The organism is Pseudomonas sp. LBUM1671 (assembly GCF_059695685.1).
Map to the genome: position 1 here is coordinate 5,170,075 of NZ_CP166782.1, position 16,551 is coordinate 5,186,625.

A 16,551-nucleotide genomic window follows, 5' to 3' on the forward strand; every position below is an offset into this window, starting at 1 on the left:
CGGTTTAAAGGAAAACCCTTACAGAACTGAGATTTAGGAGGGTAAACAGAGGTGCAACGAGAATCTGACGTGTGATTTTGCTCAATAACTTGAATCAGCACGGAAGGCTGCGTTCGAAAGTTAAAGTAATTTGTTAAGAGTAAGATTTTTTCGGTATTACGAAAGTGTTCTGGCAACGATTCTGGAAGGAGGGAAATTGCTACTACCAGCACCCTGCTCAATGATTAAAGCAGGGGGAGAAAAAAGGTGGAGAGTCGATCTGTAAGCCGGGTTCTGTCTTGAACAGTCATTCGTCTACGATGGCCATCACTGGACATCTTTAGCAACCTACCCGGTCCCAGCGCGGGCCACGCCTTGGGACCCTATTTGGTCTTGCTCCAAGTGGGGTTTACCTAGCCACGAACTGTTGCCAGACGTGCGGTGCGCTCTTACCGCACCTTTTCACCCTTACCGGCGCCGAAGCGCTTAGGCGGTTATTTTCTGTGGCACTTTCCGTAGGCTCACGCCTCCCAGGCATTACCTGGCACTTCGCCCTATGGAGCCCGGACTTTCCTCCCCCCCCTAATTTTCATAGAGGGCAGCGACTGTCCAATCGACTCTCCGCCGCGAAGGTTAACGGCAGAGCGGCCGAAGAACAAGCGCTAAACGCCTTCAGCTGATCCTGCGCGTCGGGTTTTTACTCGCCCTTCTGTTTATCCAGCGCCACCTGATAGAGCACATTCTTGCGCTCACCGGTAATTTGCGCCGCCAATGCCGCCGCACGCTTGAGCGGCATTTCTTCAAGCAACAGATTGAGGATGCGCATGGCTTCGCTGCTGACCGCGTCCTCGGTCTCAGGAACCGACCAGCCAGCCACCAACACCACGCACTCACCGCGCTGCTGGTTGCTGTCTGACTCGACGAACTCGCGCAACTCGGCCAGCGGCAAACCTTTGAGGGTTTCGAACGTTTTGGTGATTTCACGGGCCAGCAACGCCGGACGCTCGGGGCCGAACACCAGCTCCATGTCTTGCAGGCATTCAAGGATGCGATGTGGCGCTTCATAGAAAATCAGCGTGCGCGGCTCTTCCTTGACCAACTCGAGGCGAGCACGGCGACCGACAGCTTTGGCCGGCAGGAAACCTTCGAAAATGAAGCGGTCCGACGGCAGGCCCGCCGCCGACAACGCTGCGATCAATGCACAGGCCCCCGGGACCGGCACCACATTGATCCCGGCAGCACGGGCCTGACGCACCAGGTGATAACCCGGATCGGAAATCAGCGGCGTGCCAGCATCGGAGATCAGCGCCACATCGTCGCCCGCCAGCAATCGCGTGATAAAGCGGCTACCTTCATCTCGCTCGTTGTGCTCATGACAGGCTGCCAGCGGCGTCGGAATGCCGAAATGCTGCATCAAGCGCTGGGAGTGACGGGTGTCTTCGGCGGCGATCAACGCGACGTCGCGCAGGATTTTCAGCGCACGCGCACTGATGTCGTCCAGGTTGCCGATGGGCGTCGCCACCACATAAAGCGAGCCAGCAGCGGAATTCAAAGCACCTGGAGCAGTCAAAGCGCACACCTCATGATCGGTAAAAGGCGACATTGTAGCGCGTAGCGGCGCTTGCGATCGCCCCGCCCTCCTCGGGTTTTTCAGGCGTTTGTGCAGCGCTGCAACATTTGTACGAGCTAAATTGATCGATTCACGCCAGTAACATCGCGCCCCGGCCAGTGCTTGGGTACAATTCCACGCTAATTTGATCGAGTATCAGGAACACTACATGATCGCTTGCCTGCGGCTGTTCACTGCCCTCTGCCTCGCTGCCTTGCTGGCGGCTTGCGCCAGCTCGCCCTCCTCCAGCCTTGGCGAACTTCCACGGACCCCGGACGCCAGTATCGAGCAACTGCTCGAACAGGCTGCTCAAAGCAAGGACCCGGAAAAAGCCGCGCTGTTGCGCCTGAGCGCGGCCGACCTGGCTTATCGTCAGGGCAATGCCGGCCAGTCCGCGCAAATCCTGCAACAGGTTCCGGTGGAACAACTCAAGCCCGGCCAACAAGTCTTCGCCAGCACCCTGGCGGCTGAACTGGCCATGGCGCGCAACCAGCCGAAGGCGGCGCTGACTGCCCTGAGCCATCCGAGCCTGCAACGCCTGAGCGAATTGCCGGTCGAGCAACAGGTTCGCACCGGCACCGTTCATGCCCGCGCCCTTGAGGCCGACGGCCAGACCCTGGCCGCCGCACGGGAGCGCATCTTTATTGCGCCGATGCTTGAAGGTGAAGCAGCCAGCAAAAACCACGAAGCAATCTGGACCCTGATCGCCTCGCTGCCAACCGATCAACTGCAGCCCACCACCAACGATGACCTCGGTGGCTGGATAGGCCTGGCACTGGCGGTGAAAACCGCTGGCACCCTGGAACAGCAGCAAGCTGCGATCGACAACTGGCGCGCCCAGAACCCCAAGCACCCGGCCGCCATTCAGTTGCCGCTGCCACTGACCAAGCTCAAGGAACTGGCCAGCCAGCCGTTGAGCAAGATCGCCCTGCTGCTGCCGCAAGACGGCCCGCTGGCCTCGGTCGGCAAAGCACTGCGCGAGGGCTTCATGGCCGCTCACTACCAGGCTCAACAAGCCGGGCAGAAGCCGCCAGCCATCGAGTTCTATGACAGCTCGAAACTGACCTCGATGGACGAGTTCTACCGCAAGGCCCAGGCCGACGGCGTGCAACTGGTAGTCGGTCCGCTGGAAAAACCGCTGGTCAAACAGCTCAGCGCTCGCCCGCAACTGCCGATCACGACCCTGGCGCTGAACTACAGCGAAGGCGAACAAGGTCCGGCCCAGCTGTTCCAGTTTGGCCTGGCCGCTGAAGACGAAGCCCGTGAAGTATCTCGTCGTGCCCGCGCCGACGGCCTGCATCGCGCCGCGATCATGGTGCCGAAAGGCGAATGGGGCGATCGCGTGTTGCGCGCCTTCAGCCAGGACTGGCAAGCCAACGGTGGCAGCATCGTTGCAACCGAACGCGTTGACCAACCAGTACAACTGGCCCAGCAGATTGCCGACATGTTCCAGCTGCGTCAGAGCGAAGGTCGCGCCAAAAGCTTGCAAAGCACCGTTGGTTCGCAGGTAGCGGCCCAGCCTTCGCGCCGTCAGGACATCGAGTTCATCTTCCTGGCCGCGACCCCGCAACAGGCCCAGCAGATCAAACCGACCCTGAACTTCCAGTACGCGGGTGATGTGCCGGTTTACGCCACATCACACGTATTCAGTGCCAGCGGCGATGTGAATCAGTACAACGACATGAACGGTATTCGCTTCTGCGAAACCCCATGGTTGCTGGACGCCAATGATCCGCTGCGCAAACAGGTCACCGCACAATGGCCACAAGCCGCCGGCAGCCTCGGCCGCCTGTACGCAATGGGCGTGGATGCGTATCGCCTGGCGCCGCGACTGGGGCAACTCAAGGCGCTGCCGGACAGTCGCATTGAAGGCCAGTCGGGCAGCCTGGGCATGACCCAGAACCAGCGCGTGGTGCGCCAGTTGCCGTGGGCACAGTTCGTCAGCGGCCAGGTTCAACGCCTGCCGGATACCCCGCGCTGATGCCTGACAGGTCACGCCAGCAAAGCGGTAAAGATGCCGAGCGCCACGCGCTCGAGCATCTTCAACAACAGGGTCTGCGCCTGCTGGCGCAGAACTGGTTGTGCAAACGCGGCGAGCTTGATCTGGTCATGCTTGATGGCGATACAGTAGTATTCGTTGAAGTCCGCTACAGAAAAAACACCCAGTGGGGTGGAGCGCTCGACAGCATCGATGGGCGCAAACGGCAGAAACTGATTTTCGCCGCGCAGTATTTTCTTCAGCGCGAGTCGCGTTGGGCCAATTCCCCCTGCCGCTTCGACGTGGTTGCCATCGACAGCAACCTCGATCAGTTGAACTGGTTGCAGAATGCCTTTGACAGCTGATCACGTGCGACCCGAAGCGGACACCTTTACCCAACACTTTTGCTCTTTGCTTTGCGGGCTGCACATTCATGTGCCGAGTAGCCGCGCTAATTAAGGTCACACAGATGGACATGCAATCCCGAATTCGCCAGCTTTTTCAGGCCAGTATCGACACCAAGCAAATGGCGATGGACGTACTTGCACCGCACATCGAGCAAGCCAGCCAGGTGATGGTCAACGCCCTGCTCAACGAGGGCAAAATGCTTTCCTGCGGCAACGGCGGCTCCGCCGGTGACGCCCAGCACTTCTCATCCGAGCTGCTCAACCGCTTCGAGCGCGAACGCCCGAGCCTGCCAGCCATTGCGCTGACCACCGACAGCTCGACGATCACCTCGATCGCCAACGATTACAGCTACAACGAAATCTTCTCCAAACAGATCCGCGCCCTCGGCCAGCCAGGTGACGTATTGCTGGCAATTTCCACCAGCGGCAACTCGGCGAACATAATTCAAGCGATCCAGGCCGCACATGATCGCGAAATGATTGTCGTAGCATTGACCGGTCGCGATGGCGGCGGCATGGCGTCGCTGCTATTGCCCGAGGACGTCGAGATTCGCGTACCGGCCAACGTCACCGCACGTATTCAGGAAGTCCACCTGCTGACGATCCATTGCCTTTGCGATTTGATCGACAGCCAACTGTTCGGGAGTGAAGAATGACCCCTAATCGCCTAGGCCTTCTGGCCTTGACCCTGTGCCTCGGCATCAGCGGCTGCACTTCGGTGGTTAAAGCCAGCCGTGAAGCGCCAATTGAAGATGACCGCGGAACGCGCACCTTCGGCAGCAAGATCGACGACTCCCTGATCGACACAAAAGTCGGCGTGAACGTCGCCAAGGCCGATCCGGCCCTGGACAACGATTCGCACATCGTCGTCACCAGCTTCAACGGTGTCGTGCTGCTCGCCGGGCAAACACCGACCGCAGACCTCAAGGCCAAGGCCGAACAGGCTGCCGCTGCGGTTCAGCGCGTGAAGAAGGTGCATAACGAACTGCAAGTGCTGCCGCCTTCCGGCTTCCTTGCCCGCCAGAACGACACCTGGCTGACCTCCAAGATCAAGACCCAGATGCTCACCGACCCGAACATCCCGGGTTCGCGCATCAAGGTCGTCACCGAGAACGGCATCGTTTATCTGCTGGGTCTGCTGACCAAGCAGGAAGCGGCGCAGGCCACCAACCTGGTGCAGAGCGTTTCCGGTGTGCAGAAGATTGTGAAGTTGTTTGAGTACATCGACTGACCCCTTGGGGGAGCAGGCACAAAAAAGGCGATCCATCCGGATCGCCTTTTTTATTACTTCACCACTTTCAAACTGGGTCGACCGCTGGGACGCGGCGGCTCACTGTCGGGCGGCGGAATATCATCATCCGGCTCGATCTCTTCCTCGTCTTCCATAGGCGATTCCAGATCGAACACCATGCCCTGGCCATTCTCCCGGGCGTAAATACCCAGGATCGATGCGATAGGCACGTACAGGGTGTGCGGTACGCCACCGAAGCGCCCTTCGAAGCTGACCGCCTCGTTGTCCATGTGCAGATGACGCACGGCAGCCGGTGATACGTTCAGGACAATCTGTCCGTCACTGGCAAAACCCTGAGGCACCTGCACCGACGGATACTCGGAATTGACCAGCATGTGCGGGGTGCAATCGTTGTCCACAATCCACTCGTAGAGCGCGCGGACCAGATAAGGTCGACTGGAGTTCATAGCGGCTCCTTAAGCCTTAGCGCATATCGCGTTCGACACCAGACAGACTCGCCTGGAAAGCCTCACGCGCAAACGAGCGCTCCATGTAATCAAGCAACGGCTTGGCAGGCCGCGGCAGTTCAATACCCAAAATCGGCAAACGCCAGAGTATTGGCAATAGGCAGCAATCCACCAGACTTTGTTCCTCACTGAGGAAAAACGGCTTGTCGGCGAACAACGGCGACACGCCAGTCAGGCTTTCACGCAACTCTTTACGAGCCACGACGCGGGCGGCTTCCTTGGTCTTCGAATCCAGGATCAGATCCACCAGACCACACCAGTCACGCTGAATACGATGAATCAGCAGACGGCTGTTGGCACGCGCCACAGGATAAACCGGCAGCAAGGGCGGGTGCGGGTAACGCTCATCCAGATATTCCATCACCACGGTCGACTCCCACAACGCCAGGTCACGATCGACCAGGGTGGGCAGACTTCCGTAAGGGTTCACTTCAATCAGTTTAGGCGGCTGGCGACCAGCTTCCACGTAAATGATCTCTGCGCTGACACCCTTCTCTGCAAGTACGATGCGCACTCGGTGGGAATAGTGGTCGGCGGGGTCGGAGTAACAGGCCAACCGATTGGTCACGCCCATGGCGGTCCTCCTCGCTTGTTGAAATTATCGGAAGCGGAAAAACGCACGCGCCCAGAAGACGCCTCCCGTAACGCCTGGCTTACCAGACTCGTTACACCTTCAGAGACGCCCCTGGGCGCGTGCGATTAACAGCAATTGCTTACAGCTTTATCAATGGACGTCTTTCCAGTATTCACGCTTGAGCAAGTAAGCGAATACGAAGAAGAACGCCAGGTACAGCAACACATAGGTACCGATGCGCTGATGCTGCAGCTTCACCGGGTTGGCCGAATAGGCCAGGAAGGTCACCAGATTCTTGACCTTCTCGTCGAACTGCTCTGCGTTCAGCGTGCCGGTCTTCGGCAGCACGGTCAGCTGGTCACACGCCTCATGAGTCAGAGCCGTACCGGTCAGCGGATCGTATTGCTTCTTGCCGTCTTCGACGATTTGAATTTGTTTGCAGCCTACCACCTGACGACCCTGCAGGCCGACCAGAACGTTAGGCATCCCGACGTTCGGGAAGACCTTGTTGTTCACGCCCCAAGGACGCGACGGGTCTTCATAGAACGAACGCAGGTAACCGTAGAGCCAGTCAGTGCCACGAACGCGAGCGACCAGGGTCAGGTCGGGCGGTGCCGCACCGAACCAGGTCTTGGCGTCTGCCGGCTGCATGCCGATGCTCATGTGGTCGCCAATCTTGGCGCCGGTGAACACCAGCTTCGAGAGCATCAGGTCGTGCGGAATGCCCAAGTCATCGGCAACACGCTCGTAGCGCTGGAACTTGGCGCTGTGGCAGCCCATACAATAGTTGGCGAACGTACGTGCGCCATCCTGCATGGCAGCCTGATCGGAAACGTCAATGTCGACCTTTTCCAATTCAGGAGCACCGGCTGTCGACGCGAACGAGAACACAGGCATGGCAGCAAGAATCAGTACAGCAAATAGCTTTTTCATCAGCCAGTCACCCTTTCCGGAACCGGTTTGGTCTTCTCGAGCCTGGTGTAGAACGGCATCAGAATGAAGTAGGCGAAGTACAGGAAGGTACAGACCTGCGACAGCAATGTACGGCCTGGAGTCGGAGCCAGAACACCCAGCACACCCAGAATCACGAACGATACGCAGAACACCACCAGCCAGATCTTGCTCAGCCAGCCTTTGTAGCGCATCGACTTGACCGGACTGCGGTCCAGCCATGGCAGGACGAACAGCACCGCAATGGCCGCACCCATGGCAATAACGCCAAGGAGCTTGTCCGGCACCGCTCGCAAAATCGCGTAGAACGGTGTGAAGTACCAGACCGGAGCAATGTGCTCTGGGGTCTTGAAGGCGTTCGCCACTTCAAAGTTCGGCTTCTCGAGGAAGTAGCCGCCCATTTCCGGGAAGAAGAACACGATCGAGCAGAAGATGAACAGGAACACCACCACGCCGACGATATCTTTCACGGTGTAGTACGGATGGAATGCAATACCGTCCAGCGGTACGCCGTTTTCGTCCTTGTGTTTCTTGATGTCCACGCCGTCCGGGTTGTTCGACCCGACTTCGTGCAACGCCAGGACGTGCAGCACCACCAGGCCGAGAATCACTATCGGCAAAGCCACGACATGCAACGCGAAGAAGCGGTTCAGGGTAATACCGGAAATCAGGTAGTCACCACGGATCCACTGGGTCAGGTCGTTACCGATGACCGGGATCGCACCGAACAGCGAGATGATCACCTGGGCACCCCAGTAGGACATCTGGCCCCAGGGCAGCAGGTAACCCATGAAGGCTTCAGCCATCAGCGCCAGGTAGATCAGCATACCGAAGACCCATACCAGCTCACGCGGCTTCTGGTAAGAACCGTAAAGCAAGCCACGGAACATGTGCAGGTAGACCACGATGAAGAACATCGAAGCGCCGACCGCGTGCAGCAGACGCAGGATCGAGCCGTACTCGACGTCGCGCATGATGTATTCGACGGAAGCAAACGCTTCTTCCGCCGACGGGGTGTAGCTCATGGTCAGCCAGACACCGGTTACGATCTGGTTGACCAGAACGAGCAGTGCCAGGGAGCCAAAGAAATAGAAGAAGTTGAAGTTCTTCGGGGCGTAGTACTTGCTGAGATGGTCTTCCCACATTTTGGTCGCGGGAAAGCGCGCATCAACCCAATCCATGAACTTGCTCATCACGCTTTCTCCGTATCGACGCCAACGACAATAATGTCATCAGTCTCATAGGAATGCGGGGGAACTGGCAGGTTCAAAGGCGCAGGTTGCGACTTGTAGACGCGGCCAGCCAGATCGTAGTGGGAACCATGGCAAGGGCAGAAATAACCACCTACCCAGTCCTTGCCCAGATCCGCAGGTGCCACTTCTGGACGGAAGGTCGGCGAGCAACCCAGGTGCGTACAGATACCGATCAGCAGCAGAACTTCTGGCTTGATCGAACGCGTTTCCGGGTCGACATAGGTCGGTTGTGTCGAGTTCTTGGAGGTCGGGTCAGACAACTGGCCCTCGATCTTTTTCAGATTCCCCAGGATTTCCTCGGTACGGCGGACAATGAACACCGGCTGACCGCGCCACTCAGCAATCATCTGCTGGCCTGGCTCGATTTTGCTGACATTCACTTTCACCGGTGCACCTGCGGCTTTCGCCTTGGCACTGGGAAACCATGACCCCACGAACGGGACCGCAGCCCCCACCGCTCCTGCAGCACCCACCACGGATGTGGCTGCTACCAAGAAGCGACGCCGGCCTGCATTCACGCCGTCATTGCTCATTCAGTCCTCTCCCATCAGCTTTGTGGCCTGTTAAATCAGGCGTCTACTAAGTAAATCTGTGTACTTATAAAAATTTTGCCGAATGGTAATGAAAAGCCCCAATTCTGACAAGGTAATTACCGAGGGGCTCCACTGCCAAGCCTTGCAGTATAGGGGCTCTGCGGCTGTGGCAAGTTGTCACAGCGCAATTCTTTGATAAATCGCGCCCATAAAAAAACGCCCAGCTTCGCGAGGAAACTGGGCGTTCTTTTTGAACGCGAAAGCGAATTAACGCTTCGAGTACTGCGGACGCTTACGCGCTTTACGCAGACCAACTTTCTTACGTTCAACTTCACGAGCATCGCGAGTAACGAAGCCAGCTTTGCGCAGAGCGCCACGCAGGGTTTCGTCGTACTGCATCAGTGCGCGAGTGATACCGTGGCGGATTGCGCCAGCTTGACCACTTACACCACCGCCGATCACGGTGACGTAGATGTCGAACTTCTCGACAGTCTCAGTCAATTCCAGCGGCTGACGAACTACCATGCGGGCAGTTTCGCGGCCGAAGAAATTATCCAGCGAACGGTTGTTGATGGAGATGTTACCAGTACCCGGACGCAGGAAAACGCGTGCGGTTGCGGTCTTGCGACGGCCAGTGCCGTAATTTTGAGTCGCCGACATAATGAACTATTCCGTTAAAACTTCAGTTCTTGGGGCTGCTGAGCAGTATGAGGGTGTACAGCGCCCGCATAGACTTTCAGCTTACGATACATGTCGCGACCCAGCGGGTTCTTAGGCAGCATGCCTTTGACCGCAGTCTCGATCACGCGCTCAGGGGCTTTAGCGATCAGCTTTTCGAAGTTGATCGACTTGATGCCGCCCGGGAAACCGGAGTGGGAGTAGTAGATTTTGTCGGTGGTTTTAGCACCGGTTACACGAATCTGCTCGGCATTGATAACGACGATGTAATCGCCGGTGTCAACGTGAGGAGTGTACTCAGCTTTATGCTTGCCACGCAGACGGCTCGCGATTTCGGTGGCCAGACGACCCAGGGTCTGACCTGCAGCGTCGACGACAAACCAGTCGCGCTGTACTGTTTCCGGTTTAGCAGTAAAAGTTTTCATTCTTTATAGCCTCAGGGGCCGCCCTGTAAATTAGACGGCGGATCTTACTGAATAGTGCGTACTTTGACAAGTCAAAGGCAGCCGGATACAGACGCTTTCGGGGGCTCGGGTCGGCGCGTCCGTTCAACGGCAAGATTCTTCGGCGGCGGCGCATCACTTCCACTGCAGAAAGAGGTGCGCAATTATGCAGATTGCGAAAAATATTTCAACCTGCTTTTATGATTGTTTTGCCCAAGGAGCACCCGATGGACTATCGCCAGCTAGGCCGAACCAATCTGAACGTGAGCGCCATCTGCCTCGGAACCATGACCTGGGGCGAGCAAAACACTGAAGCTGAAGCCTTCGCCCAGATCGAACGGGCCAAGGAAGCCGGGATCAATTTCATCGACACCGCCGAGATGTACCCGGTGCCGCCTAAGGCCGAAACCTACGCCACCACCGAGCGTTACATCGGCAATTACTTCAAAAGCCGGGGTGATCGCGCCGACTGGATCCTCGCCAGCAAGATCGCCGGCCCCGGCAACACCATCGATTACATCCGCGACAAAAACCTGCGACACAACCGCCAGCACATCACTGAAGCCGTAGACGCCAGCCTCAAGCGCCTGCAAACCGATTACATCGATCTCTATCAGTTGCACTGGCCGGAACGCAGCACCAACTTCTTCGGCCAGCTGGGTTACAAACACAAGATCGAAGCCAACCTGACGCCGCTCGAGGACACCCTCGAAGCGCTGGACGAGCAGGTCAAAGCCGGCAAGATCCGCCACATCGGCCTGTCCAACGAAACGCCGTGGGGCACCATGCGTTTTCTGGCGCTGGCCGAAGCCCGTGGCTGGCCGCGTGCGGTGTCGATCCAGAACCCGTACAACCTGCTCAACCGCAGCTTCGAGGTCGGTCTGGCGGAAATCGCCATCCGCGAACAATGCGGCCTGCTTGCCTATTCGCCGCTGGCGTTCGGTTTCCTGTCGGGCAAGTACGAAGGGGGCGCGCGTCCGCCGAAAGGTCGCCTGAGCCTCTACAGTCGCTTCAGCCGCTATTTCAACCCGCAATCGGAAGCTGCATGCAGCCGTTATGTGGCGCTGGCCCGTGAACACGGCCTGGACCCGGCGCAGATGGCGTTGGCATTTGTTACCCAGCAGCCGTTCGTGACCAGCAACATCATTGGCGCCACGACCATGGAGCAGCTGGAGAGCAACATCGCCAGTTTCGAGCTGAAACTTTCCGATGAAGTGCTGGAGGGGATTGAGGCGATTCACAAGGATCACCCGAATCCGGCTCCTTGATTGATTCATAGAACCCGTCGCGGGCAAGCCACGCTCCCACAGGAGATCACTTAACCTGTGGAAGCGTGGCTTGCCCGCGATGGCGCCAGTCCAATCACCGCAAAATCAAAGCGACCTGGCAATAATCTCCTTCATGATTTCATTGGTCCCCGCATAAATCCGTTGCACCCGCGCATCCGCCCACGCCCGGGCGATCGGGTATTCCCACATGAACCCGTAGCCGCCATGCAGTTGCACGCATTCGTCGAGCACCTTGCATTGCAGGTCCGTGCCCCAGTACTTGGCCATCGCGGCCGTCGGCACATCCAGCTTGCCTTGCAGATGCAGCTCCAGACAGCGGTCAACAAAAACCCGGCCGATCTGAATTTCAGTGGCCATCTCCGCCAGCTTGAAGCGCGTGTTCTGGAAATCGGCAATCGCCTTGCCGAACGCCTTGCGCTCGCGGGTGTAATCCAGCGTCCATTTCAATGCGGCCTCGGCCGAAGCCAGTCCACCGATGGCCACAGTGAGACGCTCCTGAGGCAATTCCTGCATCAAGTAGGCGAAGCCCATGCCGGCCTGCCCTAACAGGTTTTCCTTGGGTACTCGCACGTCCTGGAAGAACAGCTCCGAGGTGTCCTGAGCCTTCATGCCGACTTTTTCCAGGCGCTTGCCCTTGTCGAAACCCGGGGTGTCGGCCTCGACCAGAAACAGACTGGTGCCCTTGGCGCCGGCCTTCGGATCGGTCTTGGCCACGACGATCACCAGATCAGCCAGATAGCCGTTGGTGATGAAGGTCTTGGAGCCGTTGATCACGTACTCCTCGCCGTCCAGCACGGCGGTGGTCTTCACCCCTTGCAGGTCGGAACCGGCACCAGGCTCAGTCATGGCAATCGCTGTCACCATCTCGCCGGACACCAGTTTCGGCAGGTATTTGTGCTTCAGCGCTTCGCTGCCGTAATGCAGGATGTACGGCGCGACAATGTCCGAATGCAGCGAAAAACCGATGCCGGTCAGGCCGAGGCGACCGACCTCTTCGATCACCACTGCGCTGTAGAGAAAGTCCGCCCCCAGCCCGCCGTATTCTTCCGGCAGATGCGAGCACAACATCCCCGCCTCTCCTGCCTTATTCCAGAGTTTACGGTCGATGTAGCCTTGTTTTTCCCATTGCCCATGGAACGGCACGGCCTCCTTTTCGAGGAACGTTCGCACGCTGTCGCGAAACAATTCGTGCTCGGAACTGAACAAGGTTCTGGGGATCATGCGGCACCTGTCGTTAATTGTTAGAAGGAATTGACCTTCAGAGACTAAGCCCCGCATCCGATACAGGACACTGGACACATCAGACAAAAAATAAGACGATCCAGCCGTCTGGTGACCACTTTCCCCTATAAGAATAAAGTTGAATTATGTCTAACCAAGTCTCCACGCCCTTGCGGCGCGTCAGCATCCTGGCTATCGACCGGGTTTTCGCTTCCACCCTCATGCAAGCCAAGGATTTCTTCCACCTGGCCAGCCTGCGCTACGGCAAACAACTGGGGCAGGGCCTGACTCCAGCGTTCGAAACGCGACTGGTCAGCCCCGACGGCAAACCGGTGAACAGCTTCAGTGATGTGATCATGCCGGTGGACGGCGGTCTGGAAAATGCCGACGTCATCATCCTTCCGGCCTTCTGGGACGATTTCGATACCCTTTGCCAACGTTATCCTCAGGTCCTGCCATGGCTGCGTCAGCAACACGCTCGCGGCGCCGTGCTGTGCGGTGAGGCGACCGGAGTGTTCTGGCTGGCCGAGGCCGGGCTGCTCAATGGCAAGGAAGCAACCACGTACTGGCGCTTTTTCAATGCCTTCGCCGAACGCTTTCCACAGGTTCAGCTCAATCAGGACAAACACCTGACCGATGCCGACAACCTGTATTGCGCAGGCGGCACTACTTCGGCGTGCGATCTCTACATCTACCTGATCGAACGCTTCTGCGGTGCCAACGTATCGCAAGCCGTGGCGCGGGACATTCTCTACGAAGTGCAACGCAGCTATTCCCCAGGACGCATCGGCTTCGGCGGGCAGAAGTTGCACCAGGACGTGATCATCCTGCAGATCCAGCACTGGCTTGAAGAACACTTTGCCGACAAATTCCGCTTCGAAGACGTCGCCCGCGAACACGGCATGAGCATCCGCAACTTCATGCGCCGCTTCCAGACCGCCACCGGTGACAAGCCACTGCATTACCTGCAACGCCTGCGTATCGAGACAGCCAAGGGCTTGTTGTCGGGTAGCCGCAAGAGCATCAAGACCATCAGTTATGAAGTCGGTTACGACGATGCGAGCTTCTTTGCGCGGCTGTTCCGCCAGCACACAGAATTGTCGCCGAACCAGTATCGGCAGCAATTCCAGCAAGCGGCTTAAGCGCTAGACATACATCCAATGCGGGAGCGGGCTTGCTCGCGAAAGCGGTGCTTCAGTCACCTTCAATATTGAATGTCAGATAGCTTTCGCGAGCAAGCCCGCTCCCACATGGGTTCTGCTGTGAACGAAAAAGGGCCTGCAATGCAGGCCCTTTTTTATTTTCCGAAATGTCCTACGGCTTGTGCGCCCGGGACAGGAATTCGTGCGACTGCATCTCCAGCAAGCGGCTAAGCGTGCGCTGGAACTCGAAGTTCAAGCGACCGCCGGTGTAGAGGTCTTTGAGCTCGACTTCAGCCGAGATGATCAGCTTGACGTTACGGTCGTAGAACTCGTCGACCATGTTGATAAAACGTCGGGCGATGTCGTCGGTGGTGACGCTCATTTGCTCGACACCGCTGAGCAGCACGGCGTGGAAGATCTTGCCCAGTTCGATGTAGTCGTTCTGGCTGCGCGGGCCGTCGCACAGTTCGCGGAAGTCGAACCAGGCCACATCATCACAGGTACGCACCGCACGAATCTCACGATTCTCGATCATCAGCACGTCATTCTCGATGGCGGCCGTGCATTCCGGTGTCAGGGCGCGGAAGCTTTTGCGCAAGCTTTCCTGAGCGGCTTCGTCCAGCGGGAAGTGGAACAGCTCGGCTTGCTCAAGGTGACGCAGACGATAATCGACGCCGCTGTCGACGTTGACGATGTCGGTGTTCTGCTTGATCAGCGCAATGGCCGGCAAGAAGCGCGCACGTTGCAGGCCATCCTTGTACAGACCGTCCGGCACGATGTTCGAGGTGGCGACCAGGGTCACGCCGTTTTTGAACAGCTCTTCCATCAGCGTGCCTAGGATCATCGCGTCGGTGATGTCGGACACGAAGAATTCATCGAAACAGATCACCCGGGCTTCGTCGGAGAAGCGCTTGGCGATGATGGTCAGCGGGTTTTTCTCGCCGCCGAGGGTCTTCATCTCTTCGTGCACACGCTTCATGAAGCGGTGAAAGTGAGTACGGACCTTTTCCTTGAACGGCAGCGCTTCGAAGAAGGTGTCGACCAGGTAAGTCTTGCCGCGACCCACGCCGCCCCAGAAATACAGACCTTTGACCGGTGCCTGGTCTTTCTTGCCAAACAGTTTGCCGAGCAGGCCCGGCTTGTTGTTCGACGCAGCGACCAGATCGTCGTACAGGCGCTGCAAATGGCGCACGGCAGTTTCCTGCGCGGCGTCATGGAAGAATTCCGGGCGTTTCAGATCAGCTTGATATCGTTCTAGGGGCGTCATAATTCGTTAGCAAGGCAACAAAAACGGGCCGTCACTGTAGCGACGGCCCGTGGGAATGGCAATCGGCCCTTGGTCGGGTCGAGCCGTTGATTTATTCCTGAACCGGCGTCAGCGCAACCCGCAGGGCGTCGATGGCGACGTCGCGAGCGGCGTTGTCAGCAAATGTCGGGCTGTCGCCAACGCATTCGCCTTCCAGCCAGACGCTGAAGCTGCGGTCTTCACTGCGCACATCCAACGGCAGGCCAGATTGCAGCTGCTTGGTCACCTGGCCTGCGGTTTTGCCGTCAGCGAAGTTGCGCGACAGCAGCAGTTGCTCGCCATCGGCCGCCAACAGACGGAAGCGGAAACTGCTGTCTTCTTCGCGGAAGCTGACAAAACGCGCGGCTCTCGCGGCTTTCTTCTTGGTCGTCGCAGCGACTTGAGTCTGGGCGACGAAAGAACGCAGACCGACCGCTTCACGCAGTTCGTGGAGAAACGGCGTGGCGACCGAACGGGCCTTTTTGGCGCCGATCTGCAGGATGTCTTCCAGGTCTGCCGGGCGCTCGATCAACTGGTGATAACGCTCGCGAGACTCGCCCAGCTCGCTGTCCAGCAACTGGAACAGACGATTCTTCGCTTCGCCCCAACCCAGGCCCTGCAACAGTTCGCTGCGGAACTCGTCGGCCTGTGCCGGCGTGGCAAACGCCTGGAACAGGGTAAACAGGTGCGAGTTGTCCGGGTCTTTGGCTTCGCCCGGCGCGCGGGAGTCGGTGACGATCCGCGAGATCGCGTCCTTCATTTCCTTGGCGCTGCTGAACAACGGAATGGTGTTGTCGTAGCTCTTCGACATCTTGCGACCGTCGAGGCCCGGCAGCGTAGCAACGCTTTCTTCGATCAGCGCCTCGGGCATGGTGAAAAATTCTTTGCCCTGGCCAAACAAGTGGTTGAAGCGCTGGCCGATGTCGCGGGCCATTTCCACGTGCTGAATCTGGTCACGACCGACCGGCACCTTGTGCGCGTTGAACATCAGGATGTCCGCGGCCATCAGCACCGGGTAGCTGTACAAGCCCATGGTGATGCCGGCATCCGGGTCTTCGCCGGTCTCGACGTTCTTGTCCACCGAAGCCTTGTAGGCGTGGGCGCGGTTGAGCAGGCCCTTGGCAGCGACGCAGGTCAGCAGCCAGGTCAGCTCGGGAATTTCCGGGATGTCGGACTGGCGATAGAACGTCACGCGGTCCACATCCAGGCCACCGGCCAGCCAGGTCGCGGCGATTTCCAGACGCGAGCGCTGGATGCGCAGCGGGTCATCGCATTTGATCAAGGCGTGGTAGTCGGCCAGGAAGTAGAACGAATCGGCATTGCTGTCACGGCTGGCCAGGATCGCCGGGCGGATGGCACCGGCGTAGTTGCCCAGGTGCGGCGTGCCGGTGGTGGTGATGCCAGTGAGGATACGGGTACGAGTCGTCATGGGTAATCGCTTGTCAGACTGC

Annotated in this window: 17 protein-coding genes and 1 other RNA gene; 6 read left to right on the forward strand and 12 right to left on the reverse strand. The window is 58.2% G+C overall.

The annotated features are described in order from the left end of the window. Window positions 1-246: 246 nt before the first annotated feature. Together rnpB and rsmI are read right to left on the reverse strand one after the other, a co-directional pair. Window positions 247-600, reverse strand: an RNA gene (rnpB, locus tag ACA060_RS23890) — RNase P RNA component class A. A gap of 76 nt (window positions 601-676) precedes the next feature. Beyond that, window positions 677-1,582, reverse strand: coding sequence for a 16S rRNA (cytidine(1402)-2'-O)-methyltransferase (gene rsmI / locus ACA060_RS23895; protein ID WP_167362276.1), 906 nt, complete (start codon window positions 1,580-1,582; stop codon window positions 677-679). Between the two features lie 175 nt (window positions 1,583-1,757). On the opposite strand from rsmI, the gene ACA060_RS23900 reads away from it, so the two are divergent. The 4 genes from ACA060_RS23900 to ACA060_RS23915 all read left to right on the forward strand — a co-directional run bounded on the left by ACA060_RS23900 (window position 1,758) and on the right by ACA060_RS23915 (window position 5,204). Further along, window positions 1,758-3,569, forward strand: a complete 1,812-nt coding sequence (locus tag ACA060_RS23900; protein WP_497313618.1) for a penicillin-binding protein activator — start codon at window positions 1,758-1,760, stop codon at window positions 3,567-3,569. Beyond that, window positions 3,569-3,931 carry a YraN family protein gene (locus ACA060_RS23905; protein ID WP_007904371.1) on the forward strand — a complete coding sequence of 121 codons (363 nt, stop codon included), beginning with the start codon at window positions 3,569-3,571 and terminating at the stop codon, window positions 3,929-3,931. Before ACA060_RS23900 ends, ACA060_RS23905 begins: the two co-directional genes overlap by 1 nt. A gap of 104 nt (window positions 3,932-4,035) precedes the next feature. Beyond that, window positions 4,036-4,629 carry a phosphoheptose isomerase gene (locus ACA060_RS23910; RefSeq protein WP_123365680.1) on the forward strand — a complete coding sequence of 198 codons (594 nt, stop codon included), beginning with the start codon at window positions 4,036-4,038 and terminating at the stop codon, window positions 4,627-4,629. Continuing rightward, window positions 4,626-5,204, forward strand: coding sequence for a BON domain-containing protein (locus ACA060_RS23915; protein WP_109634717.1), 579 nt, complete (start codon window positions 4,626-4,628; stop codon window positions 5,202-5,204). The genes ACA060_RS23910 and ACA060_RS23915 overlap by 4 nt, the downstream gene beginning before the upstream one ends. 53 nt (window positions 5,205-5,257) lie before the next feature. Here ACA060_RS23915 and ACA060_RS23920 read toward each other — a convergent pair whose 3' ends face one another. From ACA060_RS23920 to rplM, 7 genes are all read right to left on the reverse strand, one after another. Then, the gene (locus tag ACA060_RS23920; protein WP_008155980.1) at window positions 5,258-5,671 is read right to left on the reverse strand and encodes a ClpXP protease specificity-enhancing factor; all 414 of its coding nucleotides are present in this window, start codon (window positions 5,669-5,671) and stop codon (window positions 5,258-5,260) included. 16 nt (window positions 5,672-5,687) lie between these two features. Further along, entirely contained in the window at window positions 5,688-6,305 is a 618-nt protein-coding gene (locus ACA060_RS23925) for a glutathione S-transferase N-terminal domain-containing protein (protein ID WP_027922678.1), read from the reverse strand. A gap of 150 nt (window positions 6,306-6,455) precedes the next feature. Further along, window positions 6,456-7,238 carry a cytochrome c1 gene (locus tag ACA060_RS23930; RefSeq protein ID WP_497313620.1) on the reverse strand — a complete coding sequence of 261 codons (783 nt, stop codon included), beginning with the start codon at window positions 7,236-7,238 and terminating at the stop codon, window positions 6,456-6,458. Continuing rightward, window positions 7,238-8,449 (reverse strand): cytochrome b, encoded by a 1,212-nt coding sequence (locus tag ACA060_RS23935; RefSeq protein WP_109634721.1) that lies wholly within the window; start codon window positions 8,447-8,449, stop codon window positions 7,238-7,240. The genes ACA060_RS23930 and ACA060_RS23935 overlap by 1 nt, the downstream gene beginning before the upstream one ends. Next, window positions 8,449-9,042 (reverse strand): ubiquinol-cytochrome c reductase iron-sulfur subunit, encoded by a 594-nt coding sequence (petA, locus tag ACA060_RS23940; protein WP_008060255.1) that lies wholly within the window; start codon window positions 9,040-9,042, stop codon window positions 8,449-8,451. The genes ACA060_RS23935 and petA overlap by 1 nt, the downstream gene beginning before the upstream one ends. 267 nt (window positions 9,043-9,309) lie before the next feature. After that, window positions 9,310-9,702, reverse strand: a complete 393-nt coding sequence (gene rpsI, locus ACA060_RS23945; protein WP_002555064.1) for a 30S ribosomal protein S9 — start codon at window positions 9,700-9,702, stop codon at window positions 9,310-9,312. A 14-nt stretch (window positions 9,703-9,716) separates the two neighbouring features. Beyond that, window positions 9,717-10,145 (reverse strand): 50S ribosomal protein L13, encoded by a 429-nt coding sequence (gene rplM, locus ACA060_RS23950; protein WP_007905295.1) that lies wholly within the window; start codon window positions 10,143-10,145, stop codon window positions 9,717-9,719. Window positions 10,146-10,390: 245 nt separating this feature from the next. Between rplM and ACA060_RS23955 the strand changes: the two genes are divergently transcribed. Further along, on the forward strand, window positions 10,391-11,431 hold the full coding sequence (locus ACA060_RS23955) for an NADP(H)-dependent aldo-keto reductase (RefSeq protein ID WP_497313623.1): 1,041 nt from the start codon (window positions 10,391-10,393) through the stop codon (window positions 11,429-11,431). Window positions 11,432-11,536: 105 nt separating this feature from the next. Here the strand turns inward: ACA060_RS23955 and ACA060_RS23960 are convergent, their stop codons facing one another. Next, window positions 11,537-12,673: an acyl-CoA dehydrogenase family protein gene (locus ACA060_RS23960; RefSeq protein ID WP_497313624.1), complete on the reverse strand. Its 1,137-nt coding sequence runs from the start codon at window positions 12,671-12,673 to the stop codon at window positions 11,537-11,539. Window positions 12,674-12,918: 245 nt separating this feature from the next. Here ACA060_RS23960 and ACA060_RS23965 point away from each other — a divergent pair, with 245 nt between their 5' ends. Beyond that, the gene (locus ACA060_RS23965; protein WP_178082360.1) at window positions 12,919-13,815 is read left to right on the forward strand and encodes a GlxA family transcriptional regulator; all 897 of its coding nucleotides are present in this window, start codon (window positions 12,919-12,921) and stop codon (window positions 13,813-13,815) included. A 172-nt stretch (window positions 13,816-13,987) separates the two neighbouring features. Here ACA060_RS23965 and zapE read toward each other — a convergent pair whose 3' ends face one another. Beyond that, entirely contained in the window at window positions 13,988-15,082 is a 1,095-nt protein-coding gene (zapE, locus tag ACA060_RS23970; RefSeq protein ID WP_109634727.1) for a cell division protein ZapE, read from the reverse strand. A gap of 91 nt (window positions 15,083-15,173) precedes the next feature. Continuing rightward, window positions 15,174-16,529 carry a tryptophan--tRNA ligase gene (locus ACA060_RS23975; RefSeq protein WP_497313626.1) on the reverse strand — a complete coding sequence of 452 codons (1,356 nt, stop codon included), beginning with the start codon at window positions 16,527-16,529 and terminating at the stop codon, window positions 15,174-15,176. Window positions 16,530-16,551 lie beyond the last annotated feature (22 nt).